The sequence below is a fragment of the Thermomonas brevis genome (genome assembly GCF_014395425.1).
Classification (GTDB): domain Bacteria; phylum Pseudomonadota; class Gammaproteobacteria; order Xanthomonadales; family Xanthomonadaceae; genus Thermomonas; species Thermomonas brevis.
On the sequence record NZ_CP060711.1, the window covers coordinates 640,396 to 655,167 of the forward strand.

Annotated in this window: 14 protein-coding genes; 2 read left to right on the top strand and 12 right to left on the bottom strand. The window is 61.8% G+C overall.

Annotated elements, in window-relative coordinates; genetic code table 11:
- Position 1: 1 nt before the first annotated feature.
- Genes H9L17_RS02915 through H9L17_RS02945 form a run of 7 tightly spaced genes read right to left on the bottom strand, consistent with a single transcriptional unit; the run spans position 2 to position 6,025 of the window.
- Entirely contained in the window at positions 2 to 3,193 is a 3,192-nt protein-coding gene (locus tag H9L17_RS02915) for a PilC/PilY family type IV pilus protein (protein ID WP_187570875.1), read from the bottom strand.
- Positions 3,190 to 3,651, bottom strand: a complete 462-nt coding sequence (locus H9L17_RS02920) for a hypothetical protein (RefSeq protein ID WP_187570876.1) — start codon at positions 3,649 to 3,651, stop codon at positions 3,190 to 3,192. Before H9L17_RS02920 ends, H9L17_RS02915 begins: the two co-directional genes overlap by 4 nt.
- An 8-nt stretch (positions 3,652 to 3,659) precedes the next feature.
- On the bottom strand, positions 3,660 to 4,184 hold the full coding sequence (locus H9L17_RS02925; RefSeq protein ID WP_187570877.1) for a pilus assembly PilX family protein: 525 nt from the start codon (positions 4,182 to 4,184) through the stop codon (positions 3,660 to 3,662).
- A complete protein-coding gene (locus H9L17_RS02930; protein ID WP_187572007.1) occupies positions 4,181 to 4,738 on the bottom strand; it encodes a hypothetical protein in 558 nt (185 codons plus the stop codon). Before H9L17_RS02930 ends, H9L17_RS02925 begins: the two co-directional genes overlap by 4 nt.
- On the bottom strand, positions 4,627 to 5,037 hold the full coding sequence (locus H9L17_RS16265) for a PilW family protein (RefSeq protein ID WP_187570878.1): 411 nt from the start codon (positions 5,035 to 5,037) through the stop codon (positions 4,627 to 4,629). The genes H9L17_RS02930 and H9L17_RS16265 overlap by 112 nt, the downstream gene beginning before the upstream one ends.
- On the bottom strand, positions 5,034 to 5,504 hold the full coding sequence (gene pilV / locus H9L17_RS02940) for a type IV pilus modification protein PilV (RefSeq protein WP_246455151.1): 471 nt from the start codon (positions 5,502 to 5,504) through the stop codon (positions 5,034 to 5,036). Before pilV ends, H9L17_RS16265 begins: the two co-directional genes overlap by 4 nt.
- A complete protein-coding gene (locus H9L17_RS02945) occupies positions 5,504 to 6,025 on the bottom strand; it encodes a GspH/FimT family pseudopilin (RefSeq protein WP_187570879.1) in 522 nt (173 codons plus the stop codon). The genes pilV and H9L17_RS02945 overlap by 1 nt, the downstream gene beginning before the upstream one ends.
- A gap of 303 nt (positions 6,026 to 6,328) precedes the next feature.
- Between H9L17_RS02945 and H9L17_RS02950 the strand changes: the two genes are divergently transcribed.
- Positions 6,329 to 7,213, top strand: a complete 885-nt coding sequence (locus H9L17_RS02950) for a sensor histidine kinase (RefSeq protein ID WP_187570880.1) — start codon at positions 6,329 to 6,331, stop codon at positions 7,211 to 7,213.
- A 34-nt stretch (positions 7,214 to 7,247) separates the two neighbouring features.
- On the opposite strand, the gene ppnN is transcribed toward H9L17_RS02950, so the two are convergent.
- From ppnN to grxD, 5 genes are all read right to left on the bottom strand, one after another.
- Positions 7,248 to 8,639: a nucleotide 5'-monophosphate nucleosidase PpnN gene (gene ppnN, locus H9L17_RS02955; protein WP_187571833.1), complete on the bottom strand. Its 1,392-nt coding sequence runs from the start codon at positions 8,637 to 8,639 to the stop codon at positions 7,248 to 7,250.
- 106 nt (positions 8,640 to 8,745) lie between these two features.
- Positions 8,746 to 12,075, bottom strand: coding sequence for a TonB-dependent receptor (locus H9L17_RS02960; RefSeq protein ID WP_246455152.1), 3,330 nt, complete (start codon positions 12,073 to 12,075; stop codon positions 8,746 to 8,748).
- 216 nt (positions 12,076 to 12,291) lie between these two features.
- The gene (locus tag H9L17_RS02965) at positions 12,292 to 12,885 is read right to left on the bottom strand and encodes a YhgN family NAAT transporter (protein ID WP_187570881.1); all 594 of its coding nucleotides are present in this window, start codon (positions 12,883 to 12,885) and stop codon (positions 12,292 to 12,294) included.
- 80 nt (positions 12,886 to 12,965) lie between these two features.
- A complete protein-coding gene (locus tag H9L17_RS15895) occupies positions 12,966 to 13,694 on the bottom strand; it encodes an SDR family NAD(P)-dependent oxidoreductase (RefSeq protein WP_223158077.1) in 729 nt (242 codons plus the stop codon).
- Positions 13,691 to 14,014, bottom strand: a complete 324-nt coding sequence (gene grxD, locus H9L17_RS15900; protein WP_223158078.1) for a Grx4 family monothiol glutaredoxin — start codon at positions 14,012 to 14,014, stop codon at positions 13,691 to 13,693. Before grxD ends, H9L17_RS15895 begins: the two co-directional genes overlap by 4 nt.
- A gap of 131 nt (positions 14,015 to 14,145) precedes the next feature.
- Between grxD and H9L17_RS02975 the strand changes: the two genes are divergently transcribed.
- On the top strand, positions 14,146 to 14,724 hold the full coding sequence (locus tag H9L17_RS02975; RefSeq protein WP_187570883.1) for a superoxide dismutase: 579 nt from the start codon (positions 14,146 to 14,148) through the stop codon (positions 14,722 to 14,724).
- Positions 14,725 to 14,772 lie beyond the last annotated feature (48 nt).

The following is a 14,772-nucleotide window of genomic DNA, read 5'->3' on the forward strand; positions in this document are numbered from 1 at the left end:
TTCAATCCTTCCTGATTTCACGCCAGGAAACCCGGCCCCATTCCTTGCCGACGATACCGCCCGAACCAGGCTTCTCTCCCGCATTGGTGCCGCCCACGATCAGTTTCCCATCCAGGAAAATCGGCAAGGTCGGCATACCAACCCCGAAGTTCACGGAACCCACGGGCACGCCACCGATTTTCTGATCAGTGGTATCCCCGTCCTTGTCCAGATCGAAGAACGATTTACCAGCGCTGGTACCCGTGAAGGCATCAAGGGCATTGATATAGCCAGAGCCGGAGGCTTCGCAGGCATCGCCTTCCGGAATCATGCTGGCAGTGACCAGGATGTTCGATACCAGCTGCGCATCCTGCACGATCCGCTCGCCCTTGCCCGGCAAATCCAGGTACCAGCCGTCATAGGTCGCCAAATCCAGGTCCGCCTTGGCCTCGAAGGTGCGCACCGGATAACCATCCTGGGTCGCCCCTGTATTGCCGATGGTGCGCTTCTTCAATTTCGCGTAAGTCACCGTGGAGCCCGTATCCACGATGCCGTACATGCCCTGCATGTTCGGCGTCTTGTCATCGGCTTCCGTGGTGGTCATGTAGCTGCCGGTACCGAAGAACACCCAGCGCTTGTAGGTCCTGGGATCGGTGGCCACTGTCACGCCACCGGTGATCGGCTGGACAGCACCGGCGCCGCCACTGGACTTGGCGGTGAACATCTTGCTCACCGTCCAACTGGAAGGCGAAGCAGCACTCATGTCGAACTTCCACACATTGCCCAAACGGTCGCCGGCATAGGCATAGGCCAGTGTCTGGCCATCTTTACCCAAGATGCCGGTGGGTGCCGACAAACCATTGGGATTTGCGGCATCGCCGGCGCCAGTATCCAATTTCCTGATGATGGCCCCGGTGGCTGCATTGATGACATACAGTACCGCTTTGTTGTCGGTGCTATTGACGCCATTACCCACGATTGCGGCCACGGTACCGCCCCCCACGCGAGCCAGGATCGGCCGCCCGGTCACCAGCCCCATATCTGCGTCGTTGCCGCCAAGCTCCCAGGTCACATTGCCCGTGCCGAACGAAGCGGGATTGGTCACGTCTAGACCGTACAGACCCTTGCCTCCGCGCCCCATTCCTCCTACAAGATAATTTTTGTTAGGAGTCAGCTTACGAGTAGTAACGGCTACTGGGCCATCCACAAACCATTTGTGAGTGTAATCACCACGACTGAGCTGGCTGAGATCGCCAAAGTTGACCAAGCCAGGTATATAAGCGAACTGCTCAACACCGGTATCTGCATCAAAAGCATGCAGCATGCCATCGTTGGCTCCAACATACAGAGTGTTGGTATCGCTCACATAGGCAGGCGAAGAATTGACAATGTCACCAAGCACGGTACTGGCGCGATTGCGAAGCAAGCCGCCGTGGCGCTCCTCCTTACTGGTATCGCCCTTGATATAAGCCGCATTCTCTGCTCCGGTGACGGGGTAATCCACTGGGCCACCAGTGCGCACCAAAGCCAGCTGTTGGCTACTGGTAGGGAAATTTGCCCCGGATGTGCCATCAAAAGTAAAGACATTCCGACTGGATGGCGCTGGAATTGACGCAGACCAAGCCTGAGTAGACGGTTCATTATTGCTATTCAAAGTCCACGCTTTCACTGCCCCAGTCCAGAGTCCGGAAACATAACTAGCATTGAACACTTTGCCGCCGGTCTTGATAGAAGCTGCATTGGTAGCCACATTGGAAAATGAGCTGGTGCGCTGCGCAATGGCGGCCAAAGCCCTGGCCAAGCCACTGGTAAATGCCGACGGGCTAGATGCGGCCACGAACTGACCACGCCCATTGACTGCCGCATGCAACAGATCGTCGATATTTGCAGCCTTGTCACTACCAGGTTCTGGCCACGCCGGATTGGCCGGCACGTCATCGATGCTGGTCCATCCCTTGGTTGTCTTGAGGCCGATAGATATTCCAAAGGTCACCATGTGCTGCCAGAACGCGGGGTTCGCGTCAGTAGTAGGCACATTGTTCGTCAAGGTACGGAGATCTGTTTTCCAATAATACATCGCAACGTCAGCTAATGTATTCGAAAAACCATCCTTATACGGCGCCACGGGAGTATATTGATAACTAGCCTCCTTAGGGCCCGTTATCAAACTTCCCGATGTATTATCAGCATTTCCCGCTGAAGATCCAGTTTCATTCCAATACCCATCCGTTGTCAGGATGGTGAAATTCTGACGGCAAGAATACTGATCCGCCCCGCTCTCCGGACCATAAGGTCCCGAACTGGAAGTTCCCTTGAAATACTCGCCAGCCTGCTCCAAAACGCTACGAAGAGGGGTGCCACTATTGGCGCTTGCCGCAAACAGCCGCCGGTACCAGGTTGTTCGACTGGTAGTAGCGGGGGACACATTATCGACAAACCGTCCGTCATTCCCATCGCCCACGGGAATATTGAAATTCGAACTCCCGTTCTCATGCAAGCTTCGATACCCTACGCGCACTTTGTTGCCAAGCGGCCTGAATGCCTCGGCAGCGCCTGCTTTAGCCGCCTTGATGCGGGTACGATGATAGGAGTACCAAGTAGCGAAATTGGATTTTTCTTCAGCAAGATTGCGACTCGTGGTCGGCAATGCCGACTCGCAATTGATCCAACCCCAAGAGCCATTACTGTCGCCATCACAGCTGTTGGTAGTGGTAAGAGTTGCTGTAATCGTCAAACCGGAGAACGCACTGTACGCATTGACACCAATATAGTATGAACCCGCACCCGGGGAATTGATTGTGCATGTTTCATTGTTGCCACTGAGATATGGGCGGCAATCGTAGACCGCGTCCGTTGGATCCCCTCCCTTGCGAACATAAAGATCCGCGTCACCACTTCCCCCAGAAATAGCAATCGTCAAAACCGACACCCCGTCCGGAACAGAAACGGAGTAACGCAACCAATTGCCTTTGCTTTGGCTTCGATTGGTCAATGGAAATCCAGCTGCGGCCGTAGTAGTCGCAACAACTTTCCCATAAACGCCTCGCAGGATATCACCACTACCACCAGTCATAATCTGATAACGATAATAGTTATCCACCTTAGAAAGGTAAGCATTATCCGTGCTAGTAACATCCTTTGGGACATAGAATGTCTGGATATTGCCAGAAAGGTTTCTACTCCCTCCGGAACTTCCATTTCCGTCACCGCTCACATAATTAGCACTGCTATAAGCCGATGAATAATTAGACCCTCCGCTAAGGCGATTACCATCAGCCCCATCCAAGGCTGATAGGTCACGGAGGGGTTGTAGTAGAGAGTATTGGTGACGTAATTCTGCTCATACATCGCAGAATTTCCGCTACTTTCACTGTCCTTGCTCGTACCAGTCGTGATGCCATTTGCATCTGGCCCATCGCTGAAACTACCGGATCCAGTAATCTGCGTGATATCCTGGTTGTTCATGTTGCGCCATTCCATCGATCCGGAATCATCCAGAATGAACAGGATATTGGGCGCCACCTTGTTCCCGGTAGTCAAGGGCTCATCTGGAATCGTGATCCCGGCACTGACGGGCAATGCCAATAGCGTGGCCAGACATGCTGCGGGCGTCACCCACCAAGGCCGAGCTGCCACGGAATTATTACGAGCACGATGGATTCGAGTATTCATGACGCGGCTCACAGCTTCGGATTGCGGTAGATGACATCGGTCTGCAGAACCACCAGCGCACGCCCGATTGAGTTGCTGCGCGCGGTGATACGAAACATCGGGCCACGATTGGTTGTTTCGGAGCCTGGAATTACGCCGTTGGTTTCCATAGCCGTCGAATTTTCACCCAGATATTCGATCCAGTATTGCGTGGCGACTCCACGCAAAGTGGGCCCATTCACCCAGCCAGCGCTGCCTTCGTCGGTGTAGGACGGACAAACGCCATTGCTGGTGCAATCTGCTGCCGTGGGCACGGTGGTACGCCATTTGGTGGCTGCATCCAGATTCGCCCGTGCGGTATCCAACGCCGACTCCACCGCCTGGGTAGCCAAGCTGCGATCGCGTAAATTAGCGCTCATACGCTCCTGTAAGGCAGAGCTGCGCAAAACCGCCACGCCGAGTACCGACATGACGACAAGCAACAGCAAGACCACCAGAAGCGAAATGCCCTGCTGCCGGCGCATGGCCGAATGGGATTGGAAGCGGCGGCTCATAGGGTGCGATTCCTGATGCTCACGGCAGAGGCCACATTGCGGTTCACGACGTCGCTCTCGCCCGGCGCCTTGGAGGGCATCACCGCGCGCAGGGGCATGTACATGCGTACGGCATCGACATACTGGAAATTGCCTGGCGCGGCGACGTAGGTATTGGGGTTTCCGTTGGCAAATTGGTGGTACGTCAGACCCATGCTCTGGACGCCGTTGGCCACTTCTTGATCTCCGCCACCATTGCGGTTGACATACAGCGAATTGCCGGTAGCACCACCATTGGCTTTCACCAGCCACTGGTTATTACGGTAACGCGCAATCGAGATACTGGCAGCATCACCATAATCGGTCAGCGAGGGATCGAACTCCAGCTCCGCCGTGAAAGTGACGGTCTGCCCGGAAATGGAGGCGATTTCGGCAAAGCCGGTCATGGCCGCATTGCAAACCATCACCTTGTCGCCCACCTTGAAGATATCGGTTGCGTCAGGGGCGCTTTCCACCAGTTGCACGAAGGATTTCGACGCCGTCTTGACGCGGTAGGAAATGTCATCGGCCGACACAGTGGTGAGCTGGGTCGCACTGCCGGACAGGGGGCCTTGAATGCATTGCTCATGCTGTCCGTACCCAGCACAGAAGCCTCTGCGGAGCAGGCCGAACTGCCGGTGGAGCGCACATCCTTGGACAGCAACTCATAAGCCACGCGCGCATTCTCCTGGACGCGGTTCTGCCCGTCATTGGCATTGAAGGTCCGAAGATTGGACTGGAACACCGCCACCGCGGCGCCGAGCACCAGCAAGCCCAGCATCATCGCAACCATCAACTCGATCAGGCCGAAGCCCACCTGCCGTGAGCGGCTCATATGCGGGCCTCCGTGACAACCGTCCGCGTTGCCCCACCACCGGCGCGCCTGTCATCCCATTGCACCGTGACGGTATAAACACCACCCACTGCGCTGATGCTGCCGCAGGTGGTGGTGTCTCCGACGCCGGTACCAATGGTGGCCTTGAGCCGCGTCACCCAGTTATTGAGGTCATTACCTGCCAACGATGAGCCCGCCCCAGGCACCGTGCCGCAGGCGGCAATGCCGTTATAAACATAGGACGCCGCGTTGGCGCGGTTGGCGCGCATCGCCTCGATAATGGAATTAGCGGCCATCACCGCCTGACTGCTTTCCAGCGAGCCCTGCCCGCCGCGCAGCGCCAGCGCCTGCATGGCCGCCACGCCCAGCATCCCAACGGCCAATACCAATACGGCCACCAATACCTCGATCAGGCTCATGCCGCGAACATTGCGCGGAGAAGATGTCGATTTCATGCGGAATTTCATTAGCAAGCCACCTTCTTCACCGATACCACTCCACTGATCTGGACACAGACATACCGGGCCTCGCCGGACACCGTGACCTGAAACTGCTGTACGCTGTCGGCCAAACCCGTCGACCTGAATTGGGCGCCACCGGCGGAGCCACTGACCTGTACAGTGCCCGGCATCGCGATCTCACGCACCAACTCGATGTTGGCGACATTGGCTGGATCCTGCCAATACACCACGAACCGGCTTGCCGATGCCGCGCAGGTAGTTCCGGATGCAGCGGCACAGGCAGTCATGCGCTGGTTGCGCCGCACTGCTTCAGAGCGTGCCAGTTGCAACGCCGCCGTAACCTCTTCGGACTGCCCTCGAAGCCGGCTGTTATTGATCATGCCAGTCATGGAGGGAACAGCAATCACCGCAAGAATGCCAAGCACAGCTACGGTCACCATCAATTCCACGAGGGTGAAACCACGAGCTCCGGCAGGCCATCGACAGGCATATTGGTGTTGCAAAGTAGTGTCCTCCCCTTTCTGCATGGCCACCTTAGCGCCGCCCAGACATAGGGGCCAGCACTGACCGACAGGCGGCCGCCGGCTGGGAACGGGCGGCGACCAAGCCCGAGAGACGGGGCATCTTCGACTTCCTTGGGAGTGGCAGCTAGGCTTGTCGCTCCTGGACGCCGCCCCGCCCTACAGCGCCCCCTCCATGTCTGATCGCGCAAAAACACCAGAAGAACCCCTTGTCACCCTCTGGCGCCCCGCCGCCCTCATGGGCGTGGTACTCGCGGGGAGGCGCTTGCCACCATCTTGGCACTGGCGCCACCCCGGAACGGCGATCGTATGGTGCACTTCGGCCTGGCCTCCCTGGGCATCCAGTGGGTGGCGCTGGGTACTTTGTGCGTACTGTTCCTACTGCGTAGGCCGCTGGCCAAACTGCCGCCGCTGCATTTGGCCTGGGCCTGCCTGGGACTGTTCCTAGCGATGAGCCTGCTGGTCGCTGCCGCGGCCTGGAGCATCCTGCTCATGACCGGCAATGCAGAGGGTTCGCGAACGGTGTTCGTGCTGCGCATGCTGGCCATGGCCATGGTGGTGGGCCTGATCGGCCTGCTGGCCTTCCAGAACTATTGGGACGCACGAAGGCTTGCGATACGTGCCAAGCAACTGGAGCTTGAAGCGCTGCAAGCACGCATCCGGCCGCACTTCCTGTTCAACACACTCAATACTAGCGCAGCGCTGGTGCACGCTCGGCCGGACGAGGCCGAGCGCGTCTTGCTAGATCTGGCCGATCTGTTCCGAAGTGCGTTGCGCGGGCCGGAATTGATCCCTCTGGCCGAAGAACTGGCACTGACCCGGCGCTATCTGGAAATCGAGGCGCTGCGCTTCGGACCGCGTCTGCAGCTTTCATGGAATGTGCCGGATACGTTGCCGGACGTGCGGGTGCCATCGCTTTCGATCCAGCCGCTGGCCGAAAACGCCATTCGTCACGGCATCGAACGGCTGCCTGAAGGTGGGCGACTGGAAGTGTCCGTCCATGCTGCCAACGACGGAATCGACGTAATCGTCGCCAACGATCTGCCCACATCGACCGGCAATTCGCGAGGCCATGCCGTTGGCCTGGCCTCGGCGCGCGAACGGGTGCTGGCGATGACCGGCAACCAGGGGCGGATCGACGCGGGCATTGAGGATGGCCGCTTCGTGACGCGGGTGCGGCTACCAACGACATAGGGCGAGCCAGAGCGGCTCGCCCTGCTCCGTCGCGTCAGCTCACCACCCTGTAGCAGGGCTTGTAGTCGCCGGCGATCTTCATGCGCCGCTGCTCGACGAACGCGCGCAGCAGCGAATCCAGCGCCTGCATGATGTCGGTGTCGCCGTGGATTTCGAACGGCCCGTATGCCTCGATGCGACGCATGCCGTCCTCCTTGACGTTGCCGGCGACGATGCCCGAAAACGCGCGGCGCAGATCCGCCGCCAGTTCGTGCGGCTTGCGCCCGTGGTGCAGATCCAGCCCCGCCATCAACTCGTGCGTCGGCGAGAACGGCTGCTGGAACTCCAGCGGCACGTGCATCGCCCAGTTGAAGAAGAACGAATCCTGCTGCTCGATGCGCTGCTCCTTGACCTTGCGGATGCCCGTGCTCATGCGCTTAGCGACCTGCGCGGGATCAGCCACGATGATTTCGTAGAGCGAGGCCGCCTCATCGCCCAGGGTCAGGCGGATGAACCGGTCGATCTGTTCGAAATACGGCGCGGCGCCGGTGGGACCGGTCAGGATCAGCGGGAAGCGGCGGCCAGCGTTTTCTTCGCGCAGCAGGATGCCGAGCAGGTACAGGATTTCCTCGGCGGTGCCGACGCCGCCCGGGAACACGATGATGCCGTGGGCCATGCGGACGAAGGCTTCGAGGCGCTTCTCGATGTCCGGCATGATCACCAGGTGGTTGACGATGGGGTTGGGCGACTCGGCCGCGATGATCCCCGGCTCGGTGATGCCGATGTAGCGGGTGCGGCGGCGGCGCTGCTTGGCGTGCGCGATCGTCGCGCCCTTCATCGGCCCCTTCATCGCGCCCGGACCGCAACCGGTGCAGATGTCCAGCCCGCGCAGGCCCAGCTCGTAGCCGACCTGCTTGGTGTACTTGTATTCCTCCTGGCCGATCGAATGGCCGCCCCAGCACACCACCAGATTGGGATCGGCCGGGTGCAGCACGCGTGCGTTGCGCAGCAAACGGAACACCGCGTCGGTGATGCCCGAAGAGGTGTTCAGTTCCTCGTCGCCATTGAGGTCGATGGCGGTGAACGCCAAGTCGCGGACCACCGCGAACAGCAGCTCGGCGACGCCGGCGATGATCTGACCGTCGACGAAGGCCATGGCCGGCGCGTTGCTCAACTCGATGCGCACACCGCGGTCCTGCTGGCGCACCTGGATGTCGAAATCGGGATACAGCTCCTGCGCGGCGCGCGGATCGTCGGAGGCGCTGCCCGAGGTCAGCACCGCCAGCGCGCAGCGGCGCAGCAGGTCATGCAGACCACCGGCGGAAGCGTCGCGCAGGCGGGCAACTTCCTCTCGCGAGAGCACGTCCAGCGCGCCACGGGGATAGATGTGGGTACTGACGGTGGGGAGCGTGGAAACGGGGATTTGTACGGCCGCACCCTGCGGCATGTTTGAGGTCGTATTCATTCGGTCACTTTATCGCAGCGGCGCCAGCATCGCGCACAAAAAAACGCCCGGGGTGCCCCGGGCGTTTCGGACATCGACGTACTACCGATCAGAACTGGTAGCGAACGGTCAACAGCGCCTGCCAGCGGGAGATCACGCGGGCCGGGTTGGTGTAGGTGTCGTACACGCCGAAATCCTGCCAGGACGGCTTGGCTTCCGTTCCGATGTCGTACACGTACTTGCCGTTGGCAACGTCGGTGACGTAGGCCAGACGACGGGTGCCGAAGTAGCCCACGCCGTTCTGCTGCCCCCAGTCCTTGTTGAGCATGTTCAGGAAGTTGTAGATGTCTAGACGGACGACAACCTTGTTGCCCTTGAAGAAGCCCGGCAGCTCCTGCTGGAAACCGACGTCGAGCTGGTTGATCCACGGCTGGTGTGAATCGTTGCGGCCGGCGATCTGGCCGCGGCGCGAACTCAGGTACGGATCGCTGTCGATCAGGTTCTGGAAGGCCTGGATCTGCGCAGCGGTGGTGCCCGCCTTGTAGGTGACGATCGGGTCGTTGACCAGCGGGATGTACGCAAGGTCGACGTTGTTGATGCTGTCGCCGTTCACGTCGGTGCCGAACGTCCAGCTGTAGGGCTGGCCGCTATGGCCGTTGTAGTACATCGAAATGGTGGTCTTGTAGTCGCCGAAGAACGCGTGATCCCAGCTCATCGACGCCTTTACCGACAGCGGAACGTCGAAGCGGGACGTCGCTTCCAGCGAGTCGTTCGGGTTCACGCGCGTCACGTAGTTGTAGTTCGAGTAAGCCTGCGACGCGGTACCCGGGTTGACTTCGGTGCTATGCGTCTGGGTGATGCTGAAGTTGCCGCGGAAGCCGTTCGACAGCGCCTTGGACAACGAGAAGGTCACCGAATCCGAACCGCCCTTGTTGCTGTTGGTCAGCAGGCTCGAGCGGGTGTTGATCTCGGCATACGCACCGTTGTTGGTGCCGTTGCCGATCTGGGTGGTGCTCGCGTTGGGATAGGTCTGCCAGTAGGAATCGCGACCATCCGGCAGCTTGCCCTTCGGGGTGCCGATGTTCGGCAGCATGTAGTCGATGGCGTTCTTCGCCTTGATGTGCTGATACTCGATGCTGCCGGTCAGCCCCCAGGGCAGCTCGGTATCGAAGCCCAGAGCGAACTTCCATGCACCCGGCATCTTGAAGTCAGGATCGAGCACGTCGATCTGGCAGGTGGCGTTCGTCGCGCACACGCCCGCCGCGACGCTGGTCGGACCCGGCTGGTTGTTCGGATCGGCGCTGAAGGGGTCCGTGGTCGAAGCACCGGCAGCCGAGTTGGTGACGCTGTACTGCTTCGCCGACACCACGCCGTTGTTCGTGTAGGCGTTGGTCAGCCACACGTACGGCGGAACGGTCTGGAACAGGCCCACGCCGCCGCGCAGCTGCATCTGGCGCTCGCTGTCGAAGGTGTAGTTGAAGGCGACGCGCGGCTCGATCACCTTGTTCTTCGAACCCAGCGTGGTGGCGCTGGTATAGCCGAAACGGCTTTCCCAGACCGGCTCACCCGCTGTGGCTCCAGGCGCGGTGCTGGTGGCGCTCTCCAGGGCGACCGGCGGCGCGTGGTCGGCCTTCGGAATGTTCACGCGAACGCCGAAGGTCAGCGACAGGTTGTCGGTGGCCTGCCAGGTATCCTGCAGGAACGGGCTGATCTGGGTGTACTTCCAGGTACCGGCGCTGTCGGCCAGATTGACGCCGTCCGGCAGGTAGTTCTTCACGAAGAAACCGTAGTTCTTGGCGAGGATCTCGTCCACCGGCGTACCGTTGTTGTTCTTGTCGTAGAACCCGTACGAACCGTGCAGCAACTGGCCGAACACGTTGGCGACTTCGTTGCTCAGGAAGTCGACGCCGCCCTTGATGGTGTGGTTGCCCGCGTAATAGGTTCCGGACAGCGTGCCGCTGATGCGCGTGCTGTCGATCGAGTTCTCGTGGCGGTAACGGTCCTCGCCCGCGATGACCCAGGGAGCCTTCGCGTTGCTGGCGAAGTTGGTGCAATCCGTCGCGACCGCGGTGAAGCAGGCATACACCTCCGGCTGATCGATCGCGGCGCCGTTGTTGACGTTGTACTTCTGGTAGCCGACCTTGAACTCGGTGCTGAAGTTCTCGCTCCAGTCGCTGAACAGCTGCACCGAATAGTTGTCGGTCTTGGACGCCACCGTGTACCAGTTGCTGGGCAGGATGGCGCTGATGTCCTTCACGTACGAGCTGTACGGAGTGGGCTTGGTCTCTTCGGTGCGCTGGAAGGTGAAGCTGGCGCGGTGGCTGTCGTTGATGTTCCAGTCGAACTTCGCCAGCGAACGCTTGTTCTTCAGGGACACGTCGCCCGCGCTGCCGTAGGTGCCGGCCTTGATGCCGATGGCATCGAACGCGCTGGCGACATCGCCCACCTGCTGCGAGGTCAGCTTGCCGCTGCTGACGGCATCGGTACCGACGCCGGCGAGGCCGCTGATTTCCTGCTCTTCGTACGAACCGAAGAAGAACAGGCGGTCCTTGATGATCGGGCCGCCGAACGTCGCGCCCTTGGTTTCGTTCTTGTCGAAGCCCTTGTAGGCCGAACCGCCAAGGCGGCCGACCATGCTGCCGGCGTCGGTCAGCGTGTAGTACACCGAACCGTGGAAGTCGTTGGTGCCGGACTTGGTCACCGCGTTGATGCTGGCGCCGACGGCGTCGGTGACGACGTCGAACTCGGAGATCTTGATGTCGTAGGCGGCGATGGTGTCCGGCGAGATCGGCGAACCGGTGAAGCCCAAGCCGTTGGCGTTCAGGCCGAACGGATCGTTCACCGACAGGCCGTCGACGCTGATCGTGTTGTAGCGGTTGTTCTGGCCGGCCACGGAGATCGAGCCGTCGTTCTGGTCCGTCACGGTCACGCGCGGATCGAGGCGCGCGATGTCGTCCAGCGAACGGTTGCCGCTCACGGCCGTCTCAAGCTGGCGGCCGCTGATGGACGTGCCCACGCCCTTGTTGTTCGAATCGAACAGGTAGGCGCTCGCGTCGCCGACCACCTGGACGGTTTCGATGTTGGTGACGGATTCGCCCAGGGTCGCATTGACGGTGCTGACCTGGTTCAGTTCCAGGTACACGCCATCCTGGGTCTTCGTACCTTCGCCCGGCTTGTTGACGACGATGGTGTACGGACCGCCCACGCGCAGGCCGCGGGCGTTGTAGCGGCCGCTGGCGTCGGTGGTGGCGCGGCTGATCGTGCCCGACTCGACGTGGGTGATGGTGACTTCGGCGCCCGCGACGGGCTGGCCGCCGGCCGAAACGACCTGGCCACCGACGCCGGACGACGTGCTCTGCGCGAAGACGGGCGCCGCAGCGAGCGCGACCATCAGGCCCAGCGACAGCTTGGACAGCCGGGCGCGGTTCGAATGCTTCATGGTATGACCTCTGAGGATGGAGAAATAACGACAGGCAATGGACGGCGGAAGCCGACATGCCCGTTCCACGACGGTTGCCGGCTGTTTTCGTGGGGTTCCCGCCGCCATACCCTGGCGGACGGGATTACCAAAGTTTAACACGGTAGCCGGGATCGATGACCGGCAGATGACAGGGGGATGGCGGGCAAACGACGCGCAGCCGGGCCGCCCGATCCGTCAGCCCGCGCTGCCCAGATAGGACTTGATGCCGTCCAGGAACATCTGCACCGACAGGGCCACGATCACCATGCCCATCAGGCGCTCGACTGCCGTCAGCACGCGGGTGCCCAGCAGCTTCTTCAGCCAGGTGGCCGAGAACAGGATGAGCGCGGTGGCGCCCCAGGCCAGAGTCAGCGCCAGCATCCAGTCGCCCATCCGGTCCGGTTCCTGGCTGCCCAGCAGCATCACCGCGGCCATGCCGGACGGGCCGGCGATCATCGGGATGGCCAGCGGGACGACGAAGGGTTCGCCGCCCGGCACGTCGCCCATGACGCCTTCCGAGGTCGGGAAGATCATCCGCAGGCCGATCAGGAACAGCACGATGCCGCCGGCGATGGACACCGATTCCTGCCGCAGATGCATCAGTTCCAACGCGTACTGGCCGCCCCACAGGAACAGCATCAGCACCACCAGCGCGATCAGCAGTTCGCGCATCAGCACCTTGCGCTGGCGTGCGGCCGGCAGCCCCTTGAACAGGCTGAGCAGCACCGGGATGTTGCCCAGCGGGTCGAGAATGAAGAACAGCAGCAGGGCGGCGGCGGTGATGGTCATGCCGGCATTCTCGCACGCGCGGGTTTTCGGAAAGATGGCTGAAAGGCGACCAACGAGGCTCGGCCGCCCTTCTTCTTACCCTAGGGTGACGCCGCCTCGCGAATCTTCCCGCGCCACGCCGCGCCCGCCGGCGAGAGCAGTTCCACGCAGGCCGCCGCGTAGTCGGCCGCCGGCCTGGCCTCGGTATCGGCGTTGAGCTGGTAGGCCTTGCCGCGCAGGCCGGTGCGCATCGGGCCCGGACGCAGGCCGCTGACGCGCGGGCCCTGCTCGCCCAGTTCCGCCTGCAGCATCGGGATCAGCGTCGCCTGTGCCGACTGCGCCAGCCCGTAGCCGCCCCAGAATGCGGCGCTGCTGCGGGCGGGATCGTCCAGCACGAACACTGCCGCGCCGGCATCGGTCTTCGCCAGCAGCGGCAGGCAGGCCTGGGTCAGCCACCAGCGCGCGGTCAGGTCGACGTGGACGGCGCGGGCGAAGTCGGCCGGATCGGTGTGCCGCAACGGGGTCAGGCCCTTGAACTCGGCGGCGCAGTGCAGCAGGCCGTCGAGCCGGCCGAACTCGGCGTCGATGGCCTGCGCCAGCTGGTCGTAGTCGTCCGGAGCGGCGCCTTCCAGGTCCAGCGGATACAGGATCGGTTCCGGGCCCACCGCCTTCGCCGCGTCGTAGACCCGGTTGAGCGGCGCGACCTTGCGCCCGAGCAGGATGACGGTCGCGCCCGCCTGGGCGCAGGCGACCGCCGCCGCCGAACCCAGCCCGCCGGCCGCGCCGGCGATCAGGACGACGCGATCCTGAAGCGCCCCCTGCACGCTCACGCCTTCCGCGCGTCGGCGACCAGGCGCGCCAGTTCGCCGGATTCGGCCAGTTCGACGGTGATGTCGCAGCCGCCGATCAGCTCGCCGTTGACGAACAGCTGCGGGAAGGTCGGCCAGTCGGAGAAGCGCGGCAGGTTGGCGCGGATCTCGGGCTCCTCCAGCACGTTGACGGTGTGCAGGTCGGTGGCGCCCGCCGCCTTCAGCGCCTGCACGGCGCGGCTGGAGAAGCCGCACATCGGGAACTGCGCGGTGCCCTTCATGAACAGCACGATGGGATGGCCTTCGATCTCGGCGCGGATGCGCTCTTCCACGGACGACATTGGCAGAACTCCTGAAACGGTGTGGCCCGCGCGTTTCACGATGCAGCAACGGGCTTGGGGGATACAATCGCGCATTGTATGTCTTCGCGCGGCCCCGGCCGCATCCCCTCGCCATCCTTCAGGAGCCCGCCGTGGCCATCGAACTGCCAGCCCTGCCCTACGACCGCACCGCACTGGAACCGCACATCTCGGCCGAGACCATCGACTTCCACTACGGCAAGCATCACCAGGCCTACGTGACCAACCTCAACAACATGATCGCCGGCACCGAGTTCGCCGACATGCCGCTGGAGGAGATCATCCGCAAGTCGCAGGGCGGCATGTTCAACAACGCCGCGCAGGTGTGGAACCATACCTTCTACTGGAACTGTCTGAAGCCGGGCGGCGGCGGCGAGCCGGACGGCAAGCTAGGCGACGCGATCAACGCTGCGTTCGGCAGCTTCGCCAAGTTCAAGGAAGAGTTCACCAAGACCGCCATTGGCACCTTCGGCTCCGGCTGGGCGTGGCTGGTGCAGCGCCCGGACGGCGCGCTGGCGCTGGTCAGCACGCCGAACGCGGCCACCCCGCTGACCGGCGAGGACACCCCGCTGCTGACCTGCGACGTGTGGGAGCACGCCTACTACATCGACTACCGCAACGCCCGCCCGAAGTACGTGGAGGCGTTCTGGAACCTGGTGAACTGGGACTTCGCGGCCTCGCAGATGAAGTAAGCCGATACGTCGGCGCGACGCGAAACGGCCGGGGCGACCCGGCCGTTT

Coding starts and splice junctions, on each gene's coding strand:
- H9L17_RS02920 (WP_187570876.1), bottom strand. CDS start 3,651: ATGAATACTCGAATCCATCGTGCTCGTAATAATTCCGTGGCAGCTCGG.
- H9L17_RS02925 (WP_187570877.1), bottom strand. CDS start 4,184: ATGAGCCGCCGCTTCCAATCCCATTCGGCCATGCGCCGGCAGCAGGGC.
- H9L17_RS16265 (WP_187570878.1), bottom strand. CDS start 5,037: ATGAGCCGCTCACGGCAGGTGGGCTTCGGCCTGATCGAGTTGATGGTT.
- pilV (WP_246455151.1), bottom strand. CDS start 5,504: ATGAAATTCCGCATGAAATCGACATCTTCTCCGCGCAATGTTCGCGGC.
- H9L17_RS02945 (WP_187570879.1), bottom strand. CDS start 6,025: ATGCAGAAAGGGGAGGACACTACTTTGCAACACCAATATGCCTGTCGA.
- H9L17_RS02950 (WP_187570880.1), top strand. CDS start 6,329: ATGGTGCACTTCGGCCTGGCCTCCCTGGGCATCCAGTGGGTGGCGCTG.
- ppnN (WP_187571833.1), bottom strand. CDS start 8,639: ATGCCGCAGGGTGCGGCCGTACAAATCCCCGTTTCCACGCTCCCCACC.
- H9L17_RS02960 (WP_246455152.1), bottom strand. CDS start 12,075: ATGAAGCATTCGAACCGCGCCCGGCTGTCCAAGCTGTCGCTGGGCCTG.
- H9L17_RS02965 (WP_187570881.1), bottom strand. CDS start 12,885: ATGACCATCACCGCCGCCGCCCTGCTGCTGTTCTTCATTCTCGACCCG.
- grxD (WP_223158078.1), bottom strand. CDS start 14,014: ATGTCGTCCGTGGAAGAGCGCATCCGCGCCGAGATCGAAGGCCATCCC.